This window comes from Bacillus sp. PS196 (assembly GCF_037963555.1).
GTDB classification, from domain to species: Bacteria; Bacillota; Bacilli; order Bacillales; family Bacillaceae; genus Bacillus; species Bacillus subtilis.
In genome coordinates this window covers 2,181,025-2,203,239 of record NZ_CP150159.1, presented here as the reverse complement: position 1 = coordinate 2,203,239, position 22,215 = coordinate 2,181,025, and the positions used below count along the sequence as shown (strand labels likewise).

Below are 22,215 nucleotides of genomic sequence, written 5' to 3'. Positions count from 1 at the left end.
CGTTATTCATATTCTTCCGGCTGTTATTTGGTATGAGTCGAACGCCGTACCTGATCTATTTTTCATCTATTTAAGGAAAATGCTGATTTTTTAATGGAGTGGACATAGCCTATACCATAAATCGAAGTCGCACATATTGTGAAACAGAGATAAGGATAAGGGAGAGGGATGATTTGGATTTAGAGAAACAAGTGGATCGAGAAGAAAACCAAGATGATCTGCATTTTATTTTGCTTTTGCTGATTCTGCTGATACGTCAATCGTCTTCTGAAGGAAATCCATCTGACCTCAGACGCCAGCTTGTTTTTGCAAAAGAGCTGGGCGTACCGGTTTCAAAAGTCAATTTGATCAACGGAGATACACTTCAAAATGTCATCGTAAAAGAAGTTCTGACTGATTTGGTTATTTTCCAAAACCCGTTAAATAACACGAGAGCTCATGTTTCACTCTCAAGTGTTGTAAGCTGGGGTGCTTTTTAAATGATGACAGAGGCTCTGCTTGCTGCGGAGCCGTTTTTATGTTTGACGGTGGGAGGCGGTATAGATGGGAGAGAAAGTGTCTATTATTTTAACAAGTTACAACAAACCCGATTATTTGCAAAAAGCGATCGAAAGCGTGATACAGCAAACGCATGATCTTTGGGAGCTTTTTATCATGGATGATCATTCGAATGCAGAAACAACTGCGGTGATTCACAAGTATCTCCATGACCGGCGCATTCAATATCATAACAGTTTCGTGCATCCTGCAGATCGATTAAAAACAGCCCGTTATGCCACATTAATTAACAGTGCGCTCCCATTTGCAGACGGCGATTACATTTCCTATCTTACTGACGACACTGTTTATCATCCTGAGCGGCTGAGCCGTATGGTGCAAGAGTTTTCACATAAGCCTGAAGCGCAGGCGGTCTATTCAAAACAAAAAGTTGTACATGTAAACGAAAGGGGAGAGGAAATCTCACATTTCTACAGAAATGCCAATGCAGTGCTTGATCAGGCCGCTTTTCAAGTTGATCATTGCTCAGTTATGCATCGCCGTTCGTTACTTAATCTCATCCATCATAAATTTGGAGGCTACTGGGATGATGATATGAAGCATTGGAATCATGGCGACGCAATTTTTTGGGCGAGACTCAACAACTTTACCCCATTTCTGCCGATAAATGAAGTATTAGACACAACCTATAAAACCCCAGATTCATTTCAAAATGCATATCGGTTTCTGCCCGCCGATTTGATTGACGGCTCTTTTGTAAAAGGTTCAGATCAAAATGTGTATTTTTTTGATCAGGGTGTAAGGCATCCTGTTGGAGAAAAGTGGGGTTTTTTGTATCTAAATCGGACTGTCGCTGTTCCAGACCCATATTTATTCCAATATAGGATTGGCAAAATTTTAAACATTCCGAATTATATTTTAGTAAAGGAAGCTGACCATCCTGCAATATTTTATATCGAAGCCGGAAAAAAAAGGCGAATTGTGGACCAGTATGCGTTTCAATTTTATCAATTTCAAAGAAAAGACATAGTGACAATTGGAAAAGAAGAAATGGAGGCGCTTCCGGAAGGACCGCCGATTACGTGGAAACGATCTGAATTGATCAAAAATCCGCCTGGCCGACGTCTGTTTTTCATCGAACGCGAGCCGTTTTTGTTTCTAAACGGCGTCTTTCACCCGATTAGTGAACAAGTAACAAGGAAGTTTTTTTTACATCAGAAGCCAATCTCCGCTTCTTTCCTAAATATTCAGCAATTTCCAATTGGAAAGCCGTTTTATCCGGTGTACGATGAGATTATAAAGAAATTGAATATTGCAACAGAGTAAAGGTATAGGTCATAAAAAGGAGACGTTCATGACAGGACATTATTCAAAAACGGAACATCAATATATATTGTTAACGTCTGAATCGGCATCGTTTGATCATTACAGCGTATACAGAGATCCGCAGCTTCCGCAAATTTTTTCTCATAACTTTGTTCAGCTCCATGATACGTTTCCATTGGAGCGGTTACTTAACTTTTTACCCTCCGTACCAAAGCTGCTTGATGCGAATTATCTCCATTTAAAAGCGTCGCCGCAGCATGTTTTTCCGCTCGGTTTGAAGCAGTCACTTGTAAAAAGCGGTTTTGTCGTCGAGGATGAGCTACTATATGACATGAAGCTTAGTGACTGGAAGGGGCAGATGGGACATCCTTTAACCGCATGGGGGACGGCAAAAAGTCTTAGCGACGGATCTTCTATTATGAAAATTTACGATTCCATTTATATTGGAGAAGCAATCGCTGAACAAAAATTAAAAAGAAAATATCCTTTCTATGAAGCAGATATAATCATTCTTGTTGTTTGTTACAGCGACCAGGCACAGAAAGTTCCCATTGGGTGCGGCGAGCTGTTTATCGATCATCAAGAGAAAACGGCTAAAATCGAAGAAGTGGCAATTTTAGATCAGTTTCAAAGGAAGGGCTACGGCAGTATCTTAGTGAAAGAAATGCTGTCCATCGCCAAATCACTAGGAATGGAAGCAGCCTACTTAGTGGCTGCAAGCACTGACGGTGCAACTCAGTTTTACGAAAAGCTGACGTTTAAAAAATATGAGCGGGTGCATACTGTATTTCATTATTTCCTTACATGAAATAGGCGTTTGCACAAACCATTTGGGACTTGGCCCGCATAAAATGCCGTATATCGTGATAAGAAAGGATGAAAACAGCATGTATGGATACTCTGGGTACGGTTACGGATTTGGCTGCGGGACAAATACATTTGTGTTAATTGTTGTCTTGTTCATTTTATTAATTATTGTTGGAGCCGCTTTTATTTGCTAGATGCTGAAATTTCAAAAGAGCCTTCCTTATTAGGAAGGCTCTTTTTATGTGAAAAAGTTTTTGCGGGGAACGTCATGCCGCCATTTGGACACTCATACAATATGGTAAAAGGGGTTTTGAGGTGGGAGCATGAGCAGTTATTTGATTAAGCCAGAGCTTAGCTCGGCCTATCCGGTTGTCAGTTATGCGAAGGGTTCATATGTTTATGATCAGACCGGAAAAAAATATCTCGACGGCTCGTCAGGTGCGGTGACATGTAATATCGGCCACGGAGTTCGTGATGTGACTGAGAAGCTGAAAGAACAGCTTGATCAGGTGTCTTTTGCTTACCGCTCACAGTTTACGAGTGAGCCCGCCGAGCAATTAGCCGCTCTCTTGGCACAGGAGCTGCCCGGAGATGTGAATTGGTCTTTTTTTGTCAACAGCGGATCAGAAGCGATAGAAACAGCTATGAAAATCGCCATTCAGTATTGGCAGGAAAAAAAGCAAACACAAAAATCCATCTTTTTGTCTCGATGGAGCAGTTACCACGGAATAACTTTGGGAGCGCTTTCATTGTCTGGTTTTTATGAAAGGAGATACCGGTTCACCCATCTCATTGAGCGGTATCCAGCTATCTCAGCTCCACATATTTATCGGCTGAATCACGAGACGGAAGAAGACTTTGTTCAGACTGCAGCTGATGAACTGGACACCATGATTAAAAGAATCGGAAGCCAATTCATCGCCGGCTTTGTGGCTGAGCCTATTATTGGTGCTGCAGGAGCAGCGATTACTCCGCCTCCGGGATATTATGAGAGATTAAGTGAGGTATGCCGCACACACGATGTGCTTTTTATTGCAGATGAAGTGATGACGGGGCTTGGGAGAACAGGAAGGATGCTCGCGACAGAGCATTGGGATACCGTACCTGATATTGCTGTACTGGGGAAGGGACTCGGTGCGGGGTATGCACCTATTGCTGCTGCCGTCGTATCTGATTCTATTATTGAAACCATAAAACAAGGGTCAGGTGTGATTATGAGCGGTCACACATATAGTGCACATCCCTATTCAGCCAAAGCTGCTCTTGAAGTTTTGCGATATGTGTTAAAGCACGGCTTGATCAAACAATCAGAAAAAAAGGGCGCTGTGCTGAAGAAGAAGCTTGATGAGGCGGCATCTCAAAGCGGCATTATAGGTGAGGTGCGCGGAAAAGGACTGCTATTAGGCATTGAATTTGTGGCAGACCAAAAAACGAAGAAAGTGTTTCCGCCAGAGCAGGCGATAACCCAGCTTATTGTCAGCGAGGCGAAAAAACGCGGGCTGATTGTTTATCCTTCCAAAGCTGGAATAGACAGTGGAGAAGGAGATGCTGTCATTATTGCTCCTCCTTTTACTATTTCAGACGGTGAAATGGAAGAGCTTATCTCTATTTTTTCAGAAACAGTTGCAGCGGTCGAAAAAACTTAAAAAAGGATTGACATTAAATGGCGCCATTTCAAAAAGCAATCAGCATTGACACAGCAATTGCAGATGTTCGGGATGGATCGGTTCTGATGTTTGGCGGTTTTGGGGGAGTCGGGTCGCCTCCTTCATTGATTGAAGCGATATTGGACAGCGGTGTAACGGATTTAACTGTGATTTGCAATGACGCCGGTTTCCCGGATATCGGGATCGGCCCGCTTATTGTTAATCAACGGGTCAAAACCCTGATCGCCTCGCATATCGGTTCCAATCCTGTAGCCGGAAAACAGATGACAGAGGGGACGTTAGAGGTTCAATTTTCACCTCAGGGAACGCTTGCGGAACGGATTCGCGCCGGCGGAGCGGGGCTTGGCGGTATTTTAACCGACGTGGGCATTGATAATCAAATGGTTTGCGAAAAAAAGGACATTGTAACAGTGGCGGGAAAACGATACTTGATTGAAGAGGCGCTGACGGCTGATTTTGCTTTCATCAATGCTTACATTGCAGATGAATTCGGCAATCTAACGTATGACAAAACCGCGCGCAATATGAACCCGCTTATGGCAATGGCCGCCAGGAGAACCTTTGCCGAAGCTGAGCGTATCGTTCCGATGGGTGAGATTTCTGAAGAAATGATTGTCACACCGGGGGTTTTTGTTGAGGGAGTTGTACGAAGCGAGGGAGTGAAGTGGAAATGGGCTTGGGAGTAGCAGAAAGAGAACAGATTGCAAAACGGGCTGCTGCTGAAATTAAGCAGGGCATGATTGTGAATCTCGGTATCGGTATCCCATCCTTGGTACCGAACTTTTTGCCGCCTGACATGCAGGTCATGTTTCAAGCGGAAAACGGTGTCCTTGGCATTGGAGAAAGTCCCGAAAAGGGAGAAGAGGATGCGCATTTATGCAACGCCGCGGGCTATCCTGTCCGCGCTGTAAAAGGGGCGTCTTATTTTGATACAACCATGTCTTTTGCGATGATCAGAAAAGGCAAAATTGATATTACGATTTTAGGCGCCCTGCAGGTGAGCCAATCAGGAGATTTGGCAAATTGGCTTGTTCCGGGAAAAAAGGTGCCTGGTATGGGCGGGGCGATGGAGCTTGCCCAAAAAGCGAAAAAAGTGGTTGTCGTCATGAGTCATACAGATCAAAAGGGAAGGCCTAAATTAACAGAAAGATGTACGCTGCCATTAACTGCTGCAGGCTGTGTAGATTTGATTATTACCGAAAAAGCGGTTCTTGAGGTCGATAGCCATCACTTCATTTTAAAAGAGCTGATGAATGGCTCGACAATCGATGAGGTGACGAGGCTGACAGAAGCTGAAATCAAAATAGATATGCCTTTTTCTTAAGAGGGGGAATGAGGATGCAAGACATTGAAAGAAAAGTAATCGGGTGGCTTGATCAGCATTCGGCCAAAGCCATTCGTCTTCTCAAAAGGCTGATTGGGGAAAAAAGCACATTGGGGTCAGAGTTTAACGCCCAAGCTGTTGTGCTTGAAAAGCTGCGGCAATTTCATATGGACATTGATGTATGGGAGCCAAGCATAAAGCAATTAAAACAGCATCCCTACTTTAAATCTAACCGATCCGATTTTCATGAGAGCCCGAATATCGTGGCTAAAAAAACGGGAGCCGGCGGAGGCAGGTCCCTGATTTTGAACGGCCATATCGATGTTGTGCCTGAAGGAAGCGTAAAGGATTGGAAGTATGAACCGTATCAAGCTGTCGAAGAAAACGGTAAAATATACGGCCGCGGCTCAACGGATATGAAGGGAGGCAATACAGCCCTTCTTTTTGCTTTAGAAGCCCTGCACGCCTGCGATGTCAAACTGAAGGGAGATGTATTGTTTCAGAGTGTTGTAGATGAAGAGTGCGGCGGCGCCGGTACACTTTCCGCCATCATGAGAGGCTATCGTGCTGACGGGGCGCTGATTCCTGAACCGACGAATATGAAACTATTTATTAAGCAGCAGGGTTCGATGTGGTTTCGGATCACTGTGAAGGGATTATCCGCACATGGGGGCACACGCTACGAAGGGGTAAGCGCGATTGAAAAAAGCATGCACGTTATCACAGCGATACAAGAGCTGGAGAAAGTCCGCAATGCGAGAATTTCAGATCCGCTGTATGACAATATCCCAATACCGGTACCGGTGAATATCGGCACCATCTCAGGCGGTGCCTGGCCATCTTCAGTTGCAGACCGTGTCGTCATAGAAGGGAGATGCGGAATTGCTCCCCATGAGAAACCAGAAGCTGTAAAACTTGAATTGGAAAACTGGCTGAAGGATTTAGAATACCATGACGAATGGTTTAAACGTCATCCCGTACAAGTAGAATGGTTTGGCGCTCAATGGCTGCCGAATGATTTACCTGATGATCACCCTTTAATTTCTGTGCTGCAATCAGCCTATCAAAAAATGAAACAGACAGAGCCGATTATTGAGGCTTCCCCGTGGGGAACGGATGGAGGGCTTTTGTACCATGCAGGAGATACACCAGTAATCGTTTTCGGGCCGGGGGAAACAAAAACGGCTCATCAGGCCAATGAATACATTGAGGTTGAAGCCATGATAGAATCTGCTAAAATTATTGCACTTTTTGTCATGGATTGGTGCGGGCTTCATACAGATGGGGAGGATGCGGATGCTCAAGTCAATAAAGAGTAGCGGTGTCACAGCAGTTTTGGACCATGACGGTTTTAATAAACGAATCAGAGTGGTCCGTTATGACGGAGCCATTGAGAAGGCCCTGCCGGATATCGTGGCAGCGGCAAAAGAAGAGAATGCAGAAAAAATCATCGTCTATGCGAAGCAGCATGATGAGCCAATGCTTGCCAAACAATTATTTGCGCCGGAGGGCTATCTAAAGGGCTATTATCTCGGCCATTCGGCTTGTGTCATGGTACGTTACCTTTCAGAAAGCCGGAGACAAACAGATTCTTATACAGAGGAACAGGAGATCATCGAAGCCATATATCGCACAGCGCCCCGTCTTCGCAACGACAGTACACCCGTTTTTACGAGAAAAGCAGAAACAAACGACATGTACCAGCTATCGATGCTGTATAAAAAAGTATTCCGCACGTACCCAACCCCGGTATTTGACCCCGCTTATATTGAAAAGACGATGAATGCAAATACGGTGTATTATATCATGCTTGATCATGACCGCCTGATCAGCGCAGCAAGCGCAGAAATCAATCCAGAGCTTGGGCATGCAGAAATAACCGATTGCGCTGTGCTGCCGGAATATCGCGGCCATTCGTTAACAAGCTTTTTAATCGAGGCGTTAGAAAAAGAAATGGCTGGAAAGGATATCTTTCATGTATTTTCTCTCGCCCGTGCTTCGTCTTTTGGGATGAATGCTGTGTTGTACCATTCAGGTTATCAGTATGGCGGAAGGCTGATCAATAATTGCTTTATAGCCGAAGGCCTTGAAAACATGAATATTTGGTGCAAGCAACTGTAAGTCAAAATAAGCGCGAGGAGGAGTTCGTTTGAAAAACAAATGGTATAAACCGAAACGGCATTGGAAGGAGATCGAGTTATGGAAGGACGTTCCGGAAGAGAAATGGAACGATTGGCTTTGGCAGCTGACACACACTGTAAGAACGTTAGATGATTTAAAAAAAGTCATCAATCTGACCGAGGATGAAGAGGAAGGCGTCAGAATTTCTACCAAAACGATCCCCTTAAATATTACACCTTACTATGCTTCTTTAATGGACCCCGACAATCCGAGATGCCCGGTACGCATGCAGTCTGTGCCGCTTTCTGAAGAAATGCACAAAACAAAATACGATCTGGAAGACCCGCTTCATGAGGATGAAGATTCACCGGTACCCGGTCTGACACACCGCTATCCCGACCGTGTGCTGTTTCTTGTCACGAATCAATGTTCCATGTACTGCCGCTACTGCACAAGAAGGCGCTTTTCCGGACAAATCGGAATGGGAGTCCCCAAAAAACAGCTTGATGCTGCAATTGCTTATATCCGGGAAACACCCGAAATCCGCGATTGTTTAATTTCAGGCGGTGATGGGCTGCTCATCAACGACCAAATTTTAGAATATATTTTAAAAGAGCTGCGCAGCATTCCGCATCTGGAAGTCATCAGAATCGGAACAAGAGCGCCCGTCGTCTTTCCGCAGCGCATTACCGATCATCTGTGCGAGATATTGAAAAAATATCATCCGGTCTGGCTGAACACCCATTTTAACACAAGCATCGAAATGACAGAAGAATCCGTTGAGGCATGTGAAAAGCTGGTGAACGCGGGAGTGCCGGTCGGAAATCAGGCTGTCGTATTAGCAGGTATTAATGATTCGGTTCCAATTATGAAAAAGCTCATGCATGACTTGGTAAAAATCAGAGTCCGTCCTTATTATATTTACCAATGTGATCTGTCAGAAGGAATCGGGCATTTCAGAGCTCCTGTTTCCAAAGGTTTGGAGATCATTGAAGGGCTGAGAGGTCATACCTCAGGCTATGCGGTTCCTACCTTTGTCGTTGACGCACCAGGCGGAGGAGGTAAAATCGCCCTGCAGCCAAACTATGTCCTGTCACAAAGTCCTGACAAAGTGATCTTAAGAAATTTTGAAGGTGTGATTACGTCATATCCGGAACCAGAGAATTATATCCCCAATCAGGCAGACGCCTATTTTGAGTCCGTTTTCCCTGAAACCGCTGACAAAAAGGAGCCGATCGGGCTGAGTGCCATTTTTGCTGACAAAGAAGTTTCGTTTACACCTGAAAATGTAGACAGAATCAAAAGGAGAGAGGCATACATCGCAAATCCGGAGCATGAAACATTAAAAGATCGGCGTGAGAAAAGAGATCAGCTCAAAGAAAAGAAATTTTTGGCGCAGCAGAAAAAACAGAAAGAGACTGAATGCGGAGGGGATTCTTCATGAAAACATGCGAATGGTGCGGCGAGCTCGAAGCGGTGCCCGGCAGGAACACGGTGTACTGGGAGCTCCCTGATGGAACGAGGGCTATAGAACTGACAGACACCCCTGCCATGGTATGTTCTTCCTGCGGTATGACCTATCAAGAGGAAAACACGGTTAAAGAGATTGAGGATCAGCTGCTTTTAATTCAAACAAAAAAACTGCCTGAAAGCCTGACATATCAGCAGCTCATGGAGACAGAAAGAATTTTGAAACGCAACTATTTTGACTTCTCCTGAGTCATGTTTCAGTATTCTTTTGTTGTAATTTTACACTTGAACTGTATAATAGAACAACAAAAGACAGACACCAGGAGGGGAAACCCATGAAATCCTTTTATCACTATTTATTGAAATACAGACACCCTAAGCCGAAGGACAGCATCAGTGAATTTGCCAATCAGGCGTATGAGGATCACAGCTTTCCAAAAACATCAACCGATTATCATGAAATCAGTTCATATTTGGAGCTGAATGCTGATTACCTTCACACGATGGCGACGTTTGATGAAGCTTGGGATCAATACGAGTCTGAAGTGCACGGCAGATAATAGCTGTTTCATCCGCAGATCACTGCGGATTTTTTTATGTCCATACCCATACCATAATTGGATATTTCCTTTGGTTTTCATGCCCATGCGAATTGGCTTCACCCGGCATACGATAGCGTATGAGAAATGTTGCGGCGAGGGGGAGACACCATGAAGCAAAATAAACCGAAATTCCAAGTAGGGGATATCGTAGTCGTCATTATGTATGGAACAGTCGGCACCATCACAAAAGTACACCAAATTGATAAACACTATCTTTATGAAGTCAATCATAACGAAGTTTTATACTTTGAATCATCTATTCAGCTTTATAAAGATTATGAGGGTGTCATTGTCGACATGGAGAAGCTTGATATTGAGTATGAATTCCTTATTGGGGACGTTGTTTATGTTAAAGATTATGGAAAAGAACTCTTTCGCATTATCGGCCATAGAACAGAAATTTGGAGATATTTAGAAGATGGCTGGGAAGATATCATTTATGAGCTGACCCGTTTAAAGGATGGAGAGTGGCTTGAAACGGAGGAAGAGGATCTCACGCTGGTGCTTAGAAAATATGAAATGGACCAGTTTGTGCATCAGCTGTTGTTTGTCCATTATGTCGGAGAAACTGGCCATGAGATCGGCGAAGATATCGCATCGTCTGCTCTTCTTCAGTTTGAAGGCGATGATGAAGATCAAGATACCCTTCACATCCTTGCTGTGTCAATTGTTGATGAGCTTCTGGATATTTATAATGACTACAAAATTCTGTACGAAATGTTTCAGGATGAAGAATATAAAGACATGATGATGTTTGTTTTGGAAAGTTTAAAAGAGCATTTCAGTTAGTTTGTGAACATACGGATCAAGACATATAAAAAATATGGCAGACAGCCCCAAATCATCACACGCGTCATTCCTTTGAGCGTTTTTTCCATTATGATATCAAATCTTTCTCCGTCCAGTGCTTCCATCATTTTAGCAATCATAGCGTCAGCCTCCCATGGCTCGTTTTTTATTCAATATATGACTGAAAGAATTGTTTAGAACACCGGGTATAATTCAGCCTGTTTTTTCATAAAACATAAAAAAGGAGGCGGTACGGAGATGAAAGAAATAGATCTTGTGATTGATACGGAAGAAATCGCTGAATTTTTTTACAGAGAGCTTGCAAGACGGGGCTACATACCGAGTGAGGATGAGCTGTTTGAAATCGCTGATATTACCTTTGATTATTTGATAGAAAAATGTATGATAGATGAAGAGCTGGATGAAGATGAGTGAGGCTTAAAACCGGAGCGGTCAGCTCCGGTTTTATTATTCGTGTTCTATGACTTCTGTGAAAATTGAGGTGGTTAAATTGTACAAGCCCGTTAGCTTGTTTCTTTTCTTTCTCATTCTAGCTGCGGCCATTCATACAAATGCTGTTCAATCTGCAGATGAAGCAATAAGCAAGGCAGCTGTTTTGATCCGTCAGCCATGGCTTAATGAAGTCATGACGGGGATCACGCATCTTGGTGCTTCTTCTTTTCTGCTCCCTCTAATTGTCATCATTGGAGCAGGCATGTTTTTCTACAGAAAAACATGGGACGGCCTGTTGATGCTCTTAGTATTCGGCACAGATCGGCTGTTAAACAAAGTCTTAAAAGAATGGATCGAAAGAGTGAGGCCTGATTTTGCACCGCTGGTTCATGAATCATCCTTCAGTTTTCCGAGCGGCCATTCCATGAATGCTGCTTGTGTCTATCCTGTTATTGCTTACTTTTTAGTGAAACACCTCCCGTTTTTGTCCAAGCATAAAAAAATGGTATATATCATAGCCGGTGTAATTGCTGTTTTAGTCGGCATAAGCAGAGTGTATCTGGGGGTTCATTTTGTGACGGATGTGTTAGGCGGCTTTAGCCTCGGCTTGCTTCTGTTTTTCCTAGTAAAAGGTTTTGACGAAAAGATTAAGCGGTTTCGACAAAAATAGAGAGAGGAAAACACAGCAAAAACGCCAATATGTTAAAGAAATAAGAGGGAGGGGATCTTGATGATGTTATCCGTGTTTAAAAAGAAGTCTTGTTCCTATGACGTGACAATATTTCAGACACCCCGGTTTGGCGAAAAAAAGGGCTACAGAGCCGTCTATCGAACTGAACTGAACGGGAGCGATCATCAAGACGTGCTGAAAAGAGCATTCTCTTTGTTTAATGTATTCGACACTGTTCCGAGTGATTATGATGCAAGATTCATGGCCACAGGGGACGTGATCCTGATTGACGAGGGCAGAAAAGGGAAAACATATTATCAACTGCTTCCCGCCGGCTGGAGGAAAATCAATCGTCTGATTGTACAAACGACATAATGAAAAGAAAACTGCGGAAACCCGCAGTTTTCTGCAGTTTTAAGGCTTGCGTTTGGCAGCAGAATATTCTTTCCCGTGTGCTTCTTCAGCTGCAATGATATCTTTTTCAGGTATATGATTGTTCTTTTTTTGGCCGGTGATCCGGTTACGATGTTTTTTACCCATGTCCTACCCCTCCTTCCTGCGGTTAGGTTTTCAAATTAACACCCCGATTATCCGTTTTTCTGAGGAAGTGCCTAACAGATCCTCGAACATTTCTTTTTTCGACATATTCCTTTATAATCAATGCTGAAGTTTGTTTCATCATGACATTCGTTGTAAAATGGACGGGCTGGATGATAATTTAGATTTACAGGAGGATATGAGATGAGTGTACATATAGGTGCTGAAAAAGGACAAATTGCGGATACTGTGCTTTTGCCGGGAGATCCTCTCAGAGCAAAATTTATTGCAGAAACGTATCTTGAAAATGTAGAATGCTACAATGAAGTCAGAGGCATGTATGGATTTACGGGTACATATAAAGGTAAAAAAATCTCAGTACAAGGCACGGGAATGGGCGTTCCGTCTATTTCAATTTATGTGAATGAATTAATTCAAAGCTACGATGTGCAAAATCTAATAAGAGTCGGTTCCTGCGGCGCTATTCGTAAAGATGTCAAAGTGCGAGACGTCATTTTGGCGATGACCTCCTCAACTGATTCACAAATGAACAGAGTCGCTTTCGGAAGCATTGATTTTGCGCCTTGCGCAGATTTCGAGCTTTTAAAAAATGCCTATGATGCCGCAAAGGATAAAGGTGTGCCGGTGACTGTAGGAAGCGTATTTACAGCTGACCAGTTCTACAACGACGATTCGCAAATTGAAAAACTTGCAAAATACGGTGTGCTTGGCGTTGAAATGGAAACAACTGCATTGTATACATTAGCAGCGAAGCACGGAAGAAAAGCCCTGTCAATTCTCACCGTGAGTGATCACGTATTAACAGGAGAAGAAACGACAGCGGAAGAGCGTCAAACGACATTTCATGATATGATAGAAGTGGCTTTACATTCCGTATCACAATAAAATATATCAAGAGGCGTGCTGGGTGCCGGCAGCCTCTTCTTTATGAATGCGGAAACGATTGATAAAAGGAAGGTAATGTAATATGAAAAAGTCCGGTAAATGGTTCTCACTGGCTGCCGCTCTGAGTGTAACGGCAATAGTCGGAGCCGGCTGCAGCATGTCGAACGGAGATGCTCAAAAGGATACGAAAACCACAGCAGAAACAAAGCAAACAGAACAAAAAACAGCTGACAGCAAAAAATCAAACACTCAAAACAGTGAGTTTTCATTGAAAAGCCAGTATTTCAATGATATTAAAAAAGTCGATGGTCTGGAAACCATTCAAAATCCAGAAAATATACTCGCGCTTGTCAATAAACAATATGCACTGCCCGGAAACTATGAACCTAGCGATCTTGTCATACCTGATGTAGAGTTTTCTTTTGAAGAAAAGATTCAAAAACGTTACATCAGAAAAGAAGTGGCCGACGCATTAAAAACAATGTTCGATGCTGCCAAAAAGGAAGGCTATGAACTGGCAGCTGTCTCAGGGTACCGTTCGTATGACAGACAGAAAGTCATTTTTGACAATGAAGTAAGCCTAAAAGGGGAAAAGAAGGCAAAGGAAGCGGTTGCTTACCCGGGTGAAAGCGAGCACCAAACAGGCCTTGCGATGGACATTTCGAGCCGCAGCAATGGCTTTGAGCTAAATGAAGCGTTCGGAAGCACGGCAGACGGGAAATGGGTGCAGGACAATGCTTATAAATATGGCTTTATCATTCGCTATCCGAAAAATAAAGAAGATATCACGAAATATGAATATGAGCCATGGCATCTGCGCTATGTAGGCAAAAAAGCCGCAAAGGTCATCCAAGATAATGATTTAACGCTTGAAGAGTACTTTGAAAAAGTGAAGAAAATTTAAAATGAAAAGCCCGCTTACACTAGATAAGCGGGCTTCATTGTGTCTGGTGAATCTAGCATTTGTTCTATGCTTACCAGAAGAATAAACCAGCAAGAGCCACTCCTGCAATTAAACCGAGGGAAATCCCGTAAGCCGCTCCATATCCCCAATAACCGCCCCAATATCCGTAACCGAAACCTCTTGGCCCTCCGCCGACCGGAGCTATAAAAACTCTGTCTCTTGTTACACGGGTAATTCTGCCGACGTGAACTCTCCCGCCTCTCTCTGTAATTCTGACGACTTTACCTTGATGGTTTTTGCAAAGATGATAATATCTCTCCAATATTGTTCCCCTCCTATCCTGACTTTCTATCAGCATATGATAGATAGGAAAAAAAGGTTGGACGAAAACAGGGGGCGATACGCCGTTTTACTTGTACGCGATAAAAATACAATGACCCATGTACTCACTATATAACTGCATGAGCTGATAATGTGTTTGAAGCGTATCGTAATAGATGGGATCAATCGTTTGCGATAAATCCATTTCTGTGGTTGGTTCAAATTCCATGTCTTCCGGAAGAAGTGTCATCGCTTCTGTTTTTTGAAAGCCATAGGATCTTAGGAGTTTATGCCATTCGCTTTCTTCATGTAAGCAAGTAAATCCGTAAAAATCCATCATTTGCTTCTTTTCTGCAGGGGGCATCGGTTTTTTTAAAGCAGCTTCGATACCAATCAGCATCCCGCCGGGTTTTAAAACTCTTGAAATTTCTTGAAGAGAGGATGTCAGGCGTGAAAAACTGAGGACCGATTCTGACAGGACGCAGGAAAAGGACTCAGCAGAAAACGGGAGATGTTCCAGCTCCGCCTGATATGCAGGGATGGCAAGCCCTTCATTCGCAAATCTTTTTTTCGCTTTCTCAAGCATAATAGGATCTTTATCAACGACTGTTACAGGATACAGCAAATGTCCTAAATAAGCCGCCGTTTGCCCTGTTCCGCATCCGGCATCAAGAATCGGCTGATCCGGGGAGGGCGCAGCCTTTTGCAAGACCGCTTTTGAAAAAGCCAGCCCGCCTGGGTGCGCCCCTGCGACACCGAATAAGGACAGCATTTCTAAATATCGGCTCAATATCGAATCCTCCTTTTTCCTTATCATATGTCGTATAAAGACATAGGTTTATGAAAAGCAAAAGAAGGGCGTTTCTCTTTCATTTCTGCTCCGAGTTGACGAATAAGAATTCGTCCATGATAATAATGTAAGAAGAAAAAGGTGGTGTTTAATTGAAACGGCAATTAAAACTGTTTTTTATTGTGCTGATCACTGCAGTTGTCGCTTCGGCGCTTACTTTATTTATTACGGGCAATTCCAGTATCCTGGGCCAAAAATCAGCAAGCACAGGAGACAGCAAGTTCGACAAATTAAATAAAGCGTATGAGCAAATCAAAAGTGATTATTACCAAAAAACAGATGATGACAAATTAGTAGACGGAGCAATTAAAGGAATGATTCAATCACTGGATGATCCGTATTCTACATATATGGATCAAGAGCAAGCGAAATCATTCGACGAGACGATTTCAGCATCTTTTGAAGGAATCGGAGCCCAAGTAGAGGAGAAAGACGGAGAAATCCTTATTGTATCCCCAATTAAAGGTTCACCTGCTGAAAAAGCCGGTATCAAACCGAGGGACCAAATCATTAAGGTAAATGGAAAAAGCGTAAAAGGCATGAATGTAAATGAAGCCGTCGCTTTAATCCGAGGCAAAAAGGGCACAAAGGTGAAGCTTGAACTGAACAGAGCGGGAGTGGGGAATATCGATCTTTCCATTAAGCGCGATACCATTCCTGTAGAGACTGTCTATTCAGAGATGAAAGACAACAACATCGGAGAAATTCAAATCACTTCTTTCTCTGAAACAACAGCTAAAGAGCTGACAGATGCGATTGACAGTTTAGAGAAAAAAGGCGCCAAAGGCTATATTTTAGACTTGAGAGGCAACCCGGGCGGCTTAATGGAACAGGCGATTACGATGAGCAACCTGTTCATTGATAAAGGGAAAAACATCATGCAGGTTGAATACAAAAACGGTTCAAAAGAAGTCATGAAGGCCGAAAAAGAACGGAAAGTGACCAAGCCGACCGTCGTTTTAGTAAATGACGGTACAGCAAGCGCAGCCGAAATTATGGCCGCTGCCCTTCATGAATCGTCAAACGTACCGTTAATCGGCGAGACGACATTCGGCAAAGGTACAGTACAAACGGCAAAAGAATATGATGATGGCTCTACCGTCAAACTGACAGTTGCCAAATGGCTGACTGCTGATGGCGAATGGATTCACAAAAAAGGCATCAAGCCTCAAGTGAAAGCAGAGCTGCCTGATTACGCGAAGCTGCCGTATTTGGACGCAGATAAAACGTACAAATCAGGTGATACAGGCACAAACGTCAAAGTGGCTCAGAAAATGCTCAAAGCACTTGGTTACAAGGTAAAGGTTAACAGTATGTATGACCAGGATTTTGTATCTGTCGTCAAACAGTTCCAGAAAAAAGAGAAGCTGAATGAAACAGGCATACTGACTGGCGATACAACAACGAAATTAATGATAGAACTTCAAAAGAAGCTGTCTGATAATGATACGCAAATGGAAAAGGCAATTGAAACACTGAAAAAAGAAATGTAAAAAAACCATACGCGGCTGCCGCGTATGGTTTTTTTATGCGCCCTTTTGATTTGGATTAGCGTCTTGTTTTTTGCCAAATAAACCTTCAATGACAGGATTGGATCCCGCGTTTTTAACGAACAGTGGATTCAGGATGACCACAGCGATCATGTTGGCGGCCAATCCCCAGAATCCTTCATAAATGCCATGTGCGGATTGAGTGATATACACAATAAACGTTACCGCTAGGCCGGCTAATAATCCGATAACCGTTGCTTCTTTCGTTTGGTTTTTCCAGAACAGGCTGACAGCAATCGCAGGGAAGATTTGCACCATACCGGATACACCTAATAGCTGAAGTGTCACTAAGGCAGTCGGGAACAGCATTCCAAACAGCAGCGCAAGACCGATGACAACAAAGACCATTGAACGTGTGACGAGGGTCAGCTTGTTTTGCGACACATTCGGATGAATCAAATCCCGGTATAGGTTGTTGGCGAATAAATTCGATGCGCCGATTGCCATAATGGAACAAGGTATTAATGAAGCAAGAGCGATAGTGGCATATGCAAAGCCTTGTGCCACGCCGCCGTAAGATGTTTGAATCAAATGCAGCAGCGCCAGCCTTGGATTTGTATCTTCCGGCAGGACAAGAAAGGCGATAAAGCCAAGAAAAATAACCAATATTAACACAATATTGTAAAGCGGCAAAAACATGCTGTTTTTTCTTACTGCATCAGCGCTTTTCGCCGTGAAAACACCTGTAGCGGCATGCGCCCACATAAAAAGTGCCAGAGCGGAAACAATAGATGCTGTGATAAACCAAGGGATGCCTTTTGGCCCTTCTGCAGGTATCGTCAGCATTTGCGGCGCTTCCTTCACTAACGTGTCAATCATCGGTGTCCAGCCGTTAAAATGAATGAGAGGGAGGGACACCACCATAAACAGCATAATGACCCATACTAAAATGTCCTTAATGATGGCTGTATATGTGGGCCCTTTAATCCCGCTGAAGAATGTGTAAAGAGCAACAAGAATAAATGAAATGATCACAACGAATTTTACGTTAATATATCCAGTGCCGGCAACCTGAAGCGTGTCTTGAATGCCGCTCAGCTGAAGGCATATGTACGGAATAAGCATGAGTACCCCGACGATGGCAACGAGGCTTGCCAAAAGCTTACTGTTAAAACGTTCCCGGGCATAATCCGCGAGTGTTGTTAATTTATGAATTTTCGCAACTTTCCAAAGTTTCGGCAAGAAGAAGTAGGCGATAAAGTAGGCCAACACAGAATAAGGAATGGCGAAAAATGCAACACTTCCGCCTGTAAAAGCAGTACTGGTCAACCCTAAGAAAGTATAGGCCGTATAAAGGTCAGCGCCTACTAAAAACCAGACGAGAAGACCGCCGAAGCGTCTGCCGCCGACAGACCATTCTTCCAAAGAAGTGCGTGAGGATTTGTCTCTTCCGGCGAGAAAGCCGATACAGACAACGGTTAAAACAATAATAGCAGTAATGAGAAGTGCAGTCAGATTCCCTTGCATTATTCAAGTCCTCCATCTTTTTTTTGCATCTGATAAATGCCAAACGAGCATAACGGCGTAACAATAATCCACAGCAGCAGCCAAAAGTGGAAAAACGGCAGGCCGAACATAATCGGTTCTATTCGATTCACAAGCGGCAAAAGCGCGAGCTGAACGAATGGCAAAAGAATGAGAATAACAATAAGTGCTTTTTTAACCATTTACTTTCCTCCTGAAACATGATAATGCTCACTATAATAGCAGTTGTAAGAAAAGATCACAAGATAATTATTAGAAAAAAATGATTTTTTCAATTATTTAATCAAAACACATGGTTTGCATCCTTTTCAATAAAGGTTTAAAATAATAAATATCTTGAAATCGAGATAAATAGGAGTGAGAAAATGAAAACAGAAGGATTGCACCATGTCACAGCATTCGCCAGAGATCCGCAAGAAAACTTGCGTTTTTATACAGAAGTGCTTGGGCTCAGGCTTGTTAAAAAAACAGTAAACTTTGATGATCCCGGAACGTATCATTTTTACTTTGGGAATCAAAACGGAGATCCCGGTACAATAATGACCTTTTTTCCGTTCCAAGGAAGCGGACAGGGAACGGTAGGAAAAGGCCAAGCGGGCCGGGTGTACTTTTCAGTTCCCTCAGGCTCCCTGTCTTTTTGGAAGGAACGTCTTGAGAAAAGCGGGCTGAGCCTAGAGGAAAAAACGTTGTTTGGTGAAAAAGGTCTTATTTTTGATGATACAGAAGACCTTCCGCTGGCGATCATGGAGGATGCGAAAAGCGGCAAAAGCGAGTGGACGCCTGACGGGATCACAACAAATGAAGCAATTACGGGAATGAAAGGTGTGCTGCTATATTCCTACGACCCGCAGGCGACCATACAATTGTTAATGGAAAGCTTTGGATACACCAAAGTGGCCGAAGAAGACCAGATTGTCAGACTGGCAACCTCAGCGGCCGTCGGCGGTGTCATTGATGTCCATTTATACCCTGAAAAAAGAGGAGTCGGAGGATATGGTACGGTACACCATGTAGCGTTTCGGACAAAGAAAACGGAACAGGCGAAATGGCTGCCGATTATTGCTGAAAACCATCTGCCTTCGTCAGAAATTCTCGACAGGGAATACTTTACATCAGTTTATTTCAGGGAGAAAGGCGGTATCTTATTTGAAATTGCCACAGATGAACCGGGCTTTATGACAGATGAAACGTTTTCTGAGCTAGGGACTTCCTTAAAACTGCCTGAATGGCTGGAGAAACATAGACACCAAATTACAGACATTTTACCTGAACTTTAAAAGGGGGAATTTATAATGAAGCATATTTATGAAAAAGGAACATCTGACAACGTACTTTTGCTGTTGCATGGCACGGGCGGTAATGAACACGATCTGCTTTCATTGGGGCGGTTTATAGACCCTAATGCCCATTTGCTTGGTGTCAGAGGATCGGTGCTTGAAAATGGAATGCCGCGATTTTTCAAACGTCTGAGTGAAGGAGTTTTTGATGAAAAAGATCTTGTGGTGCGGACAAGAGAATTGAAAGATTTTATCGACGAGGCTGCAGAAACGCATCAGTTTGATCGCGGCAAAGTGATTGCAGTCGGTTATTCAAACGGCGCAAACATTGCGGCAAGCCTGCTTTTTCATTATAAAGATGTGTTAAAAGGGGCTATTCTGCATCATCCAATGGTTCCGATTCGGGGTATCGAGCTGCCTGATATGGCGGGGCTCCCTGTTTTTATCGGTGCCGGGAAATACGATCCTCTTTGCACGAAGGAAGAATCAGAAGAGCTTTACCGCTATTTGCGTGACAGCGGGGCATCAGCCTCCGTTTTCTGGCAGGACGGGGGCCATCAGCTGACTCAGCATGAAGCTGAACAGGCTCGTGAATGGTACAAAGAGGCGATTGTATAAAAAAACCTTAGTCCGGATTTCGGACTAAGGTTTTTCATATCCTTACAGCCAAGTTGATACTTTTGAAAGCGGCAGACGGTTGCTTTGATGCGCAGGCTTCACTGCTTTTCCGATTGAAATTAGCATAACCGGAACATAGCGCTCACTGATATCAAATTGCTTTTGGAACTGCTCTTTGTTAAATCCGCCAATTGCGCAAGTGTCATAACCTTTTGCTTTTGCGGCAATCATAAGCTGCATAGCAGCTAAAGAAGCATTTAAGAAAGCGGAATCACGTGCGAATTGCTCGCTTTGGTAAGCACCGTTGATTTGGCCGAGCAATGTTTGTTTGATTTCATCCGTAATATAGCCTTGGCTTGCTAATTCAGCATAAACTTCTTCACCGTTTTCATTTGCCTTTAAATCGCCTAAAATGGCAACAACAGCAGAAGACTCAACGATTTGTTTTTGATTATACGCTACAGGAAGAAGCTCCGCTTTTGATTCATCGCTGTGGAATACTGTAAAATGCCAATGCTGAAGGTTCCAAGCAGAAGGCGCTTTAGCGGCAAGGTCTAATAGCTCAGTCAGCTCCTCCTTAGAGATCGGGGCATTTGTATCATATTCCTTTACAGATGCACGTGCTTTTAAAACATCCAGAGTATTCGTCATAGTGTTTCCTCCTTCGGATAAACGTGGTATGATAATAGAAAAGTTAGAAGCTTACTAAATGTAACTTGAAAGATTATTGTAATGGATCATTGAATACATGTCAATCAATAGATGAAGGGATGAAGACTTGTGGGAAATACGATGTGCCCTAAAATGGAATCCGCATTCTCATTGCTGGGAAAACGATGGAACGGTCTGATCATCCATGTGCTAATGGATGGGCCGAAACGGTTTAAAGAGATAACGGAAACAATACCGATGATCAGCCAAAAAATGTTGGCAGAGCGCTTGAAGGAGCTTGAACAAAACGAGATTGTCGAACGGCAGGTTCTCCCTGAAACGCCGGTCAAAGTCATCTACACGCTAACTGAAAAAGGAACAGCGCTTCAAGCTGTATTTCAAGAAATGCAGGCATGGGCCGATCAATTTTGCGAGCCTGGTGACACAGTGTGTGAAGAAGAGAAATAAGGAAAGCGGCGTCTGAAAAAGAGCCTTTGTTTCCATGGTGAGTCATGTAAGTACGGTTCACACCCCGTTTACATGACTTTTTATATTTGTCAGACTGACATTTCCGGATTGGCAAAAGTGTCATGTTCATGGAAATGATCAATAAGTTATAGCATCCAACCTGTTGTAAATGGGGATTATGAGTTATCTTATTATGCAAATCAGCAAAATTTTATATTTTCGGCCAAAACCCAGTCAGCATCCAATTGGCGTTTAAACCGGATCTAATAAGGAGATCCAGGTTTTTCGTATTGCTGGATGCTTCTATACTGATGACTTCCGCATTTATGAAAAAAAGAGAGAGCTTCTTGGAGCTCTCTCTTCTTTTTTTTGTGGGGAGACGAAATCTTATAGTTTTCCATTCAAAAATTGCGCCTCACCAAGACCGAAACTCCAGTCTGCGTCACCATTCTCAGTAATAGATACCATGAGGTCTTCAGGGGAAATTCCGCATTTTTCTTCTAGCCTTTCAGCAAGCAGAGCATACAATTTTTCCTTTTGGCTTTCGGTTCTTGCTTTGCTTGTCATACTAATGATGACCAGATCCTTGGTTCTCTGAAACCCTAATCCCGTATCTTGGATTATAAGCTCGTTTGCGGGATGCTGATGGACAATTTGATAACGGTCTCTTTCCGGAACACCAAATGCTTCAACCATCGCTTGGTGAGCAGTATCTAATAACAATTGCAGCGATTTTTCATCACGGCCCTCAATTACATCAAAACGCAATAATGGCATGTGTACTCCTCCTCTTATGAAGTTGTTATCCGTCTGTTCTCATATTGTCTCATTTGCTTCCAGACAATGGATAGATATAATGATTGGCAGTCAACTTTAAAAAACATAACATATAACCAAAAGTTAATCAACATATAACTAATA

At 43.2% G+C, this 22,215-nt stretch carries 31 protein-coding genes; 23 read left to right on the top strand and 8 right to left on the bottom strand.

The features are described from left to right. The first annotated feature begins 173 nt into the window (after positions 1-173). The 14 genes from cgeC to NST79_RS11175 all read left to right on the top strand — a co-directional run bounded on the left by cgeC (position 174) and on the right by NST79_RS11175 (position 10,604). Positions 174-479, top strand: coding sequence for a spore maturation protein CgeC (gene cgeC, locus NST79_RS11240; protein ID WP_033884741.1), 306 nt, complete (start codon positions 174-176; stop codon positions 477-479). Positions 480-543: 64 nt separating this feature from the next. After that, positions 544-1,824 carry a spore maturation glycosyltransferase CgeD gene (gene cgeD / locus NST79_RS11235; RefSeq protein WP_015251875.1) on the top strand — a complete coding sequence of 427 codons (1,281 nt, stop codon included), beginning with the start codon at positions 544-546 and terminating at the stop codon, positions 1,822-1,824. Between the two features lie 28 nt (positions 1,825-1,852). Next, positions 1,853-2,632, top strand: coding sequence for a spore maturation N-acetyltransferase CgeE (cgeE, locus tag NST79_RS11230; RefSeq protein ID WP_003230830.1), 780 nt, complete (start codon positions 1,853-1,855; stop codon positions 2,630-2,632). Positions 2,633-2,711: 79 nt separating this feature from the next. Next, a complete protein-coding gene (yoyG, locus tag NST79_RS11225) occupies positions 2,712-2,825 on the top strand; it encodes a YhzE/YjcZ family sporulation protein YoyG (protein ID WP_003218179.1) in 114 nt (37 codons plus the stop codon). After that, the gene (locus NST79_RS11220; RefSeq protein WP_003230835.1) at positions 2,819-2,974 is read left to right on the top strand and encodes a hypothetical protein; all 156 of its coding nucleotides are present in this window, start codon (positions 2,819-2,821) and stop codon (positions 2,972-2,974) included. The genes yoyG and NST79_RS11220 overlap by 7 nt, the downstream gene beginning before the upstream one ends. Continuing rightward, the gene (locus NST79_RS11215; protein ID WP_212060658.1) at positions 2,955-4,277 is read left to right on the top strand and encodes an aspartate aminotransferase family protein; all 1,323 of its coding nucleotides are present in this window, start codon (positions 2,955-2,957) and stop codon (positions 4,275-4,277) included. Before NST79_RS11220 ends, NST79_RS11215 begins: the two co-directional genes overlap by 20 nt. Before the next feature lie 17 nt (positions 4,278-4,294). Next, the gene (locus NST79_RS11210) at positions 4,295-4,984 is read left to right on the top strand and encodes a CoA transferase subunit A (protein WP_003230839.1); all 690 of its coding nucleotides are present in this window, start codon (positions 4,295-4,297) and stop codon (positions 4,982-4,984) included. Further along, on the top strand, positions 4,969-5,622 hold the full coding sequence (locus NST79_RS11205; protein ID WP_015251878.1) for a 3-oxoacid CoA-transferase subunit B: 654 nt from the start codon (positions 4,969-4,971) through the stop codon (positions 5,620-5,622). Before NST79_RS11210 ends, NST79_RS11205 begins: the two co-directional genes overlap by 16 nt. Positions 5,623-5,630: 8 nt before the next feature. Next, complete coding sequence (locus NST79_RS11200) at positions 5,631-6,941, top strand: peptidase (RefSeq protein ID WP_015251879.1); 1,311 nt, start codon at positions 5,631-5,633, stop codon at positions 6,939-6,941. Then, positions 6,919-7,743 carry a putative beta-lysine N-acetyltransferase gene (gene ablB, locus NST79_RS11195; protein ID WP_212060656.1) on the top strand — a complete coding sequence of 275 codons (825 nt, stop codon included), beginning with the start codon at positions 6,919-6,921 and terminating at the stop codon, positions 7,741-7,743. The genes NST79_RS11200 and ablB overlap by 23 nt, the downstream gene beginning before the upstream one ends. A 28-nt stretch (positions 7,744-7,771) precedes the next feature. After that, positions 7,772-9,187, top strand: a complete 1,416-nt coding sequence (ablA, locus tag NST79_RS11190; RefSeq protein WP_004399420.1) for a lysine 2,3-aminomutase — start codon at positions 7,772-7,774, stop codon at positions 9,185-9,187. After that, the gene (locus NST79_RS11185) at positions 9,184-9,462 is read left to right on the top strand and encodes a YokU family protein (RefSeq protein WP_004399539.1); all 279 of its coding nucleotides are present in this window, start codon (positions 9,184-9,186) and stop codon (positions 9,460-9,462) included. The genes ablA and NST79_RS11185 overlap by 4 nt, the downstream gene beginning before the upstream one ends. An 86-nt stretch (positions 9,463-9,548) precedes the next feature. Next, positions 9,549-9,773 carry a YozE family protein gene (locus tag NST79_RS11180; protein WP_003231160.1) on the top strand — a complete coding sequence of 75 codons (225 nt, stop codon included), beginning with the start codon at positions 9,549-9,551 and terminating at the stop codon, positions 9,771-9,773. A 150-nt stretch (positions 9,774-9,923) separates the two neighbouring features. Next, positions 9,924-10,604: a hypothetical protein gene (locus NST79_RS11175; protein ID WP_014477102.1), complete on the top strand. Its 681-nt coding sequence runs from the start codon at positions 9,924-9,926 to the stop codon at positions 10,602-10,604. Here the strand turns inward: NST79_RS11175 and NST79_RS11170 are convergent. Beyond that, positions 10,601-10,744 (bottom strand): hypothetical protein, encoded by a 144-nt coding sequence (locus NST79_RS11170; RefSeq protein ID WP_003231164.1) that lies wholly within the window; start codon positions 10,742-10,744, stop codon positions 10,601-10,603. The two genes, NST79_RS11175 and NST79_RS11170, sit on opposite strands and share 4 nt — an antisense overlap. 118 nt (positions 10,745-10,862) lie before the next feature. Here NST79_RS11170 and NST79_RS11165 point away from each other — a divergent pair, with 118 nt between their 5' ends. From NST79_RS11165 to yodL, 3 genes are all read left to right on the top strand, one after another. Further along, positions 10,863-11,039 (top strand): YozD family protein, encoded by a 177-nt coding sequence (locus NST79_RS11165; protein WP_003231166.1) that lies wholly within the window; start codon positions 10,863-10,865, stop codon positions 11,037-11,039. A gap of 76 nt (positions 11,040-11,115) precedes the next feature. After that, positions 11,116-11,727: a phosphatidylglycerophosphatase PgpB gene (gene pgpB, locus NST79_RS11160; RefSeq protein ID WP_004399336.1), complete on the top strand. Its 612-nt coding sequence runs from the start codon at positions 11,116-11,118 to the stop codon at positions 11,725-11,727. Positions 11,728-11,787: 60 nt separating this feature from the next. Further along, positions 11,788-12,102, top strand: coding sequence for a shape determination protein YodL (gene yodL / locus NST79_RS11155; protein ID WP_004399431.1), 315 nt, complete (start codon positions 11,788-11,790; stop codon positions 12,100-12,102). Between the two features lie 39 nt (positions 12,103-12,141). On the opposite strand, the gene NST79_RS11150 is transcribed toward yodL, so the two are convergent. Next, positions 12,142-12,267: a hypothetical protein gene (locus NST79_RS11150; protein ID WP_003231174.1), complete on the bottom strand. Its 126-nt coding sequence runs from the start codon at positions 12,265-12,267 to the stop codon at positions 12,142-12,144. Positions 12,268-12,468: 201 nt separating this feature from the next. Here NST79_RS11150 and deoD point away from each other — a divergent pair, with 201 nt between their 5' ends. Next, on the top strand, positions 12,469-13,170 hold the full coding sequence (gene deoD, locus NST79_RS11145; protein ID WP_003241589.1) for a purine-nucleoside phosphorylase: 702 nt from the start codon (positions 12,469-12,471) through the stop codon (positions 13,168-13,170). 82 nt (positions 13,171-13,252) lie between these two features. After that, positions 13,253-14,074, top strand: a complete 822-nt coding sequence (gene ldcB / locus NST79_RS11140) for a D-alanyl-D-alanine carboxypeptidase family protein (protein ID WP_212060654.1) — start codon at positions 13,253-13,255, stop codon at positions 14,072-14,074. Between the two features lie 70 nt (positions 14,075-14,144). On the opposite strand, the gene NST79_RS11135 is transcribed toward ldcB, so the two are convergent. Together NST79_RS11135 and NST79_RS11130 are read right to left on the bottom strand one after the other, a co-directional pair. After that, positions 14,145-14,396, bottom strand: coding sequence for a hypothetical protein (locus NST79_RS11135; protein ID WP_003231182.1), 252 nt, complete (start codon positions 14,394-14,396; stop codon positions 14,145-14,147). Between the two features lie 87 nt (positions 14,397-14,483). Continuing rightward, a complete protein-coding gene (locus NST79_RS11130) occupies positions 14,484-15,185 on the bottom strand; it encodes a class I SAM-dependent methyltransferase (protein WP_015251882.1) in 702 nt (233 codons plus the stop codon). Between the two features lie 152 nt (positions 15,186-15,337). Here NST79_RS11130 and ctpA point away from each other — a divergent pair, with 152 nt between their 5' ends. Continuing rightward, positions 15,338-16,738, top strand: coding sequence for a carboxy-terminal processing protease CtpA (gene ctpA, locus NST79_RS11125; RefSeq protein ID WP_003231186.1), 1,401 nt, complete (start codon positions 15,338-15,340; stop codon positions 16,736-16,738). A gap of 33 nt (positions 16,739-16,771) precedes the next feature. Here the strand turns inward: ctpA and NST79_RS11120 are convergent, their stop codons facing one another. Together NST79_RS11120 and NST79_RS11115 are read right to left on the bottom strand one after the other, a co-directional pair. Next, complete coding sequence (locus tag NST79_RS11120) at positions 16,772-18,262, bottom strand: sodium:solute symporter (RefSeq protein WP_212060652.1); 1,491 nt, start codon at positions 18,260-18,262, stop codon at positions 16,772-16,774. Next, entirely contained in the window at positions 18,262-18,462 is a 201-nt protein-coding gene (locus tag NST79_RS11115) for a DUF3311 domain-containing protein (RefSeq protein WP_003231189.1), read from the bottom strand. Before NST79_RS11115 ends, NST79_RS11120 begins: the two co-directional genes overlap by 1 nt. 183 nt (positions 18,463-18,645) lie before the next feature. Here NST79_RS11115 and NST79_RS11110 point away from each other — a divergent pair, with 183 nt between their 5' ends. Further along, entirely contained in the window at positions 18,646-19,557 is a 912-nt protein-coding gene (locus NST79_RS11110; RefSeq protein ID WP_212059732.1) for a ring-cleaving dioxygenase, read from the top strand. A gap of 15 nt (positions 19,558-19,572) precedes the next feature. Next, positions 19,573-20,175, top strand: a complete 603-nt coding sequence (locus tag NST79_RS11105; protein ID WP_014480039.1) for an alpha/beta hydrolase — start codon at positions 19,573-19,575, stop codon at positions 20,173-20,175. Positions 20,176-20,217: 42 nt separating this feature from the next. On the opposite strand, the gene NST79_RS11100 is transcribed toward NST79_RS11105, so the two are convergent. Beyond that, positions 20,218-20,826 (bottom strand): nitroreductase family protein, encoded by a 609-nt coding sequence (locus NST79_RS11100; protein WP_014477092.1) that lies wholly within the window; start codon positions 20,824-20,826, stop codon positions 20,218-20,220. A gap of 129 nt (positions 20,827-20,955) precedes the next feature. On the opposite strand from NST79_RS11100, the gene yodB reads away from it, so the two are divergent. Next, positions 20,956-21,294, top strand: a complete 339-nt coding sequence (yodB, locus tag NST79_RS11095) for a transcriptional regulator YodB (protein ID WP_004399427.1) — start codon at positions 20,956-20,958, stop codon at positions 21,292-21,294. A 387-nt stretch (positions 21,295-21,681) separates the two neighbouring features. On the opposite strand, the gene NST79_RS11090 is transcribed toward yodB, so the two are convergent. Next, positions 21,682-22,071 (bottom strand): tautomerase family protein, encoded by a 390-nt coding sequence (locus NST79_RS11090; RefSeq protein ID WP_014477090.1) that lies wholly within the window; start codon positions 22,069-22,071, stop codon positions 21,682-21,684. Positions 22,072-22,215: the final 144 nt, after the last annotated feature.

Bases quoted from the DNA above. Each gene is read 5' to 3' on its own strand.
- cgeD (WP_015251875.1), top strand. From the start codon at position 544: ATGGGAGAGAAAGTGTCTATTATTTTAACAAGTTACAACAAACCCGAT.
- cgeE (WP_003230830.1), top strand. From the start codon at position 1,853: ATGACAGGACATTATTCAAAAACGGAACATCAATATATATTGTTAACG.
- yoyG (WP_003218179.1), top strand. From the start codon at position 2,712: ATGTATGGATACTCTGGGTACGGTTACGGATTTGGCTGCGGGACAAAT.
- NST79_RS11215 (WP_212060658.1), top strand. From the start codon at position 2,955: ATGAGCAGTTATTTGATTAAGCCAGAGCTTAGCTCGGCCTATCCGGTT.
- NST79_RS11210 (WP_003230839.1), top strand. From the start codon at position 4,295: ATGGCGCCATTTCAAAAAGCAATCAGCATTGACACAGCAATTGCAGAT.
- NST79_RS11205 (WP_015251878.1), top strand. From the start codon at position 4,969: ATGGGCTTGGGAGTAGCAGAAAGAGAACAGATTGCAAAACGGGCTGCT.
- NST79_RS11200 (WP_015251879.1), top strand. From the start codon at position 5,631: ATGAGGATGCAAGACATTGAAAGAAAAGTAATCGGGTGGCTTGATCAG.
- ablB (WP_212060656.1), top strand. From the start codon at position 6,919: ATGCTCAAGTCAATAAAGAGTAGCGGTGTCACAGCAGTTTTGGACCAT.
- NST79_RS11185 (WP_004399539.1), top strand. From the start codon at position 9,184: ATGAAAACATGCGAATGGTGCGGCGAGCTCGAAGCGGTGCCCGGCAGG.
- NST79_RS11180 (WP_003231160.1), top strand. From the start codon at position 9,549: ATGAAATCCTTTTATCACTATTTATTGAAATACAGACACCCTAAGCCG.
- NST79_RS11175 (WP_014477102.1), top strand. From the start codon at position 9,924: ATGAAGCAAAATAAACCGAAATTCCAAGTAGGGGATATCGTAGTCGTC.
- NST79_RS11170 (WP_003231164.1), bottom strand. From the start codon at position 10,744: ATGATTGCTAAAATGATGGAAGCACTGGACGGAGAAAGATTTGATATC.
- NST79_RS11165 (WP_003231166.1), top strand. From the start codon at position 10,863: ATGAAAGAAATAGATCTTGTGATTGATACGGAAGAAATCGCTGAATTT.
- yodL (WP_004399431.1), top strand. From the start codon at position 11,788: ATGATGTTATCCGTGTTTAAAAAGAAGTCTTGTTCCTATGACGTGACA.
- NST79_RS11150 (WP_003231174.1), bottom strand. From the start codon at position 12,267: ATGGGTAAAAAACATCGTAACCGGATCACCGGCCAAAAAAAGAACAAT.
- deoD (WP_003241589.1), top strand. From the start codon at position 12,469: ATGAGTGTACATATAGGTGCTGAAAAAGGACAAATTGCGGATACTGTG.
- ldcB (WP_212060654.1), top strand. From the start codon at position 13,253: ATGAAAAAGTCCGGTAAATGGTTCTCACTGGCTGCCGCTCTGAGTGTA.
- NST79_RS11120 (WP_212060652.1), bottom strand. From the start codon at position 18,262: ATGCAAGGGAATCTGACTGCACTTCTCATTACTGCTATTATTGTTTTA.
- NST79_RS11115 (WP_003231189.1), bottom strand. From the start codon at position 18,462: ATGGTTAAAAAAGCACTTATTGTTATTCTCATTCTTTTGCCATTCGTT.
- NST79_RS11110 (WP_212059732.1), top strand. From the start codon at position 18,646: ATGAAAACAGAAGGATTGCACCATGTCACAGCATTCGCCAGAGATCCG.
- NST79_RS11105 (WP_014480039.1), top strand. From the start codon at position 19,573: ATGAAGCATATTTATGAAAAAGGAACATCTGACAACGTACTTTTGCTG.
- NST79_RS11100 (WP_014477092.1), bottom strand. From the start codon at position 20,826: ATGACGAATACTCTGGATGTTTTAAAAGCACGTGCATCTGTAAAGGAA.
- NST79_RS11090 (WP_014477090.1), bottom strand. From the start codon at position 22,071: ATGCCATTATTGCGTTTTGATGTAATTGAGGGCCGTGATGAAAAATCG.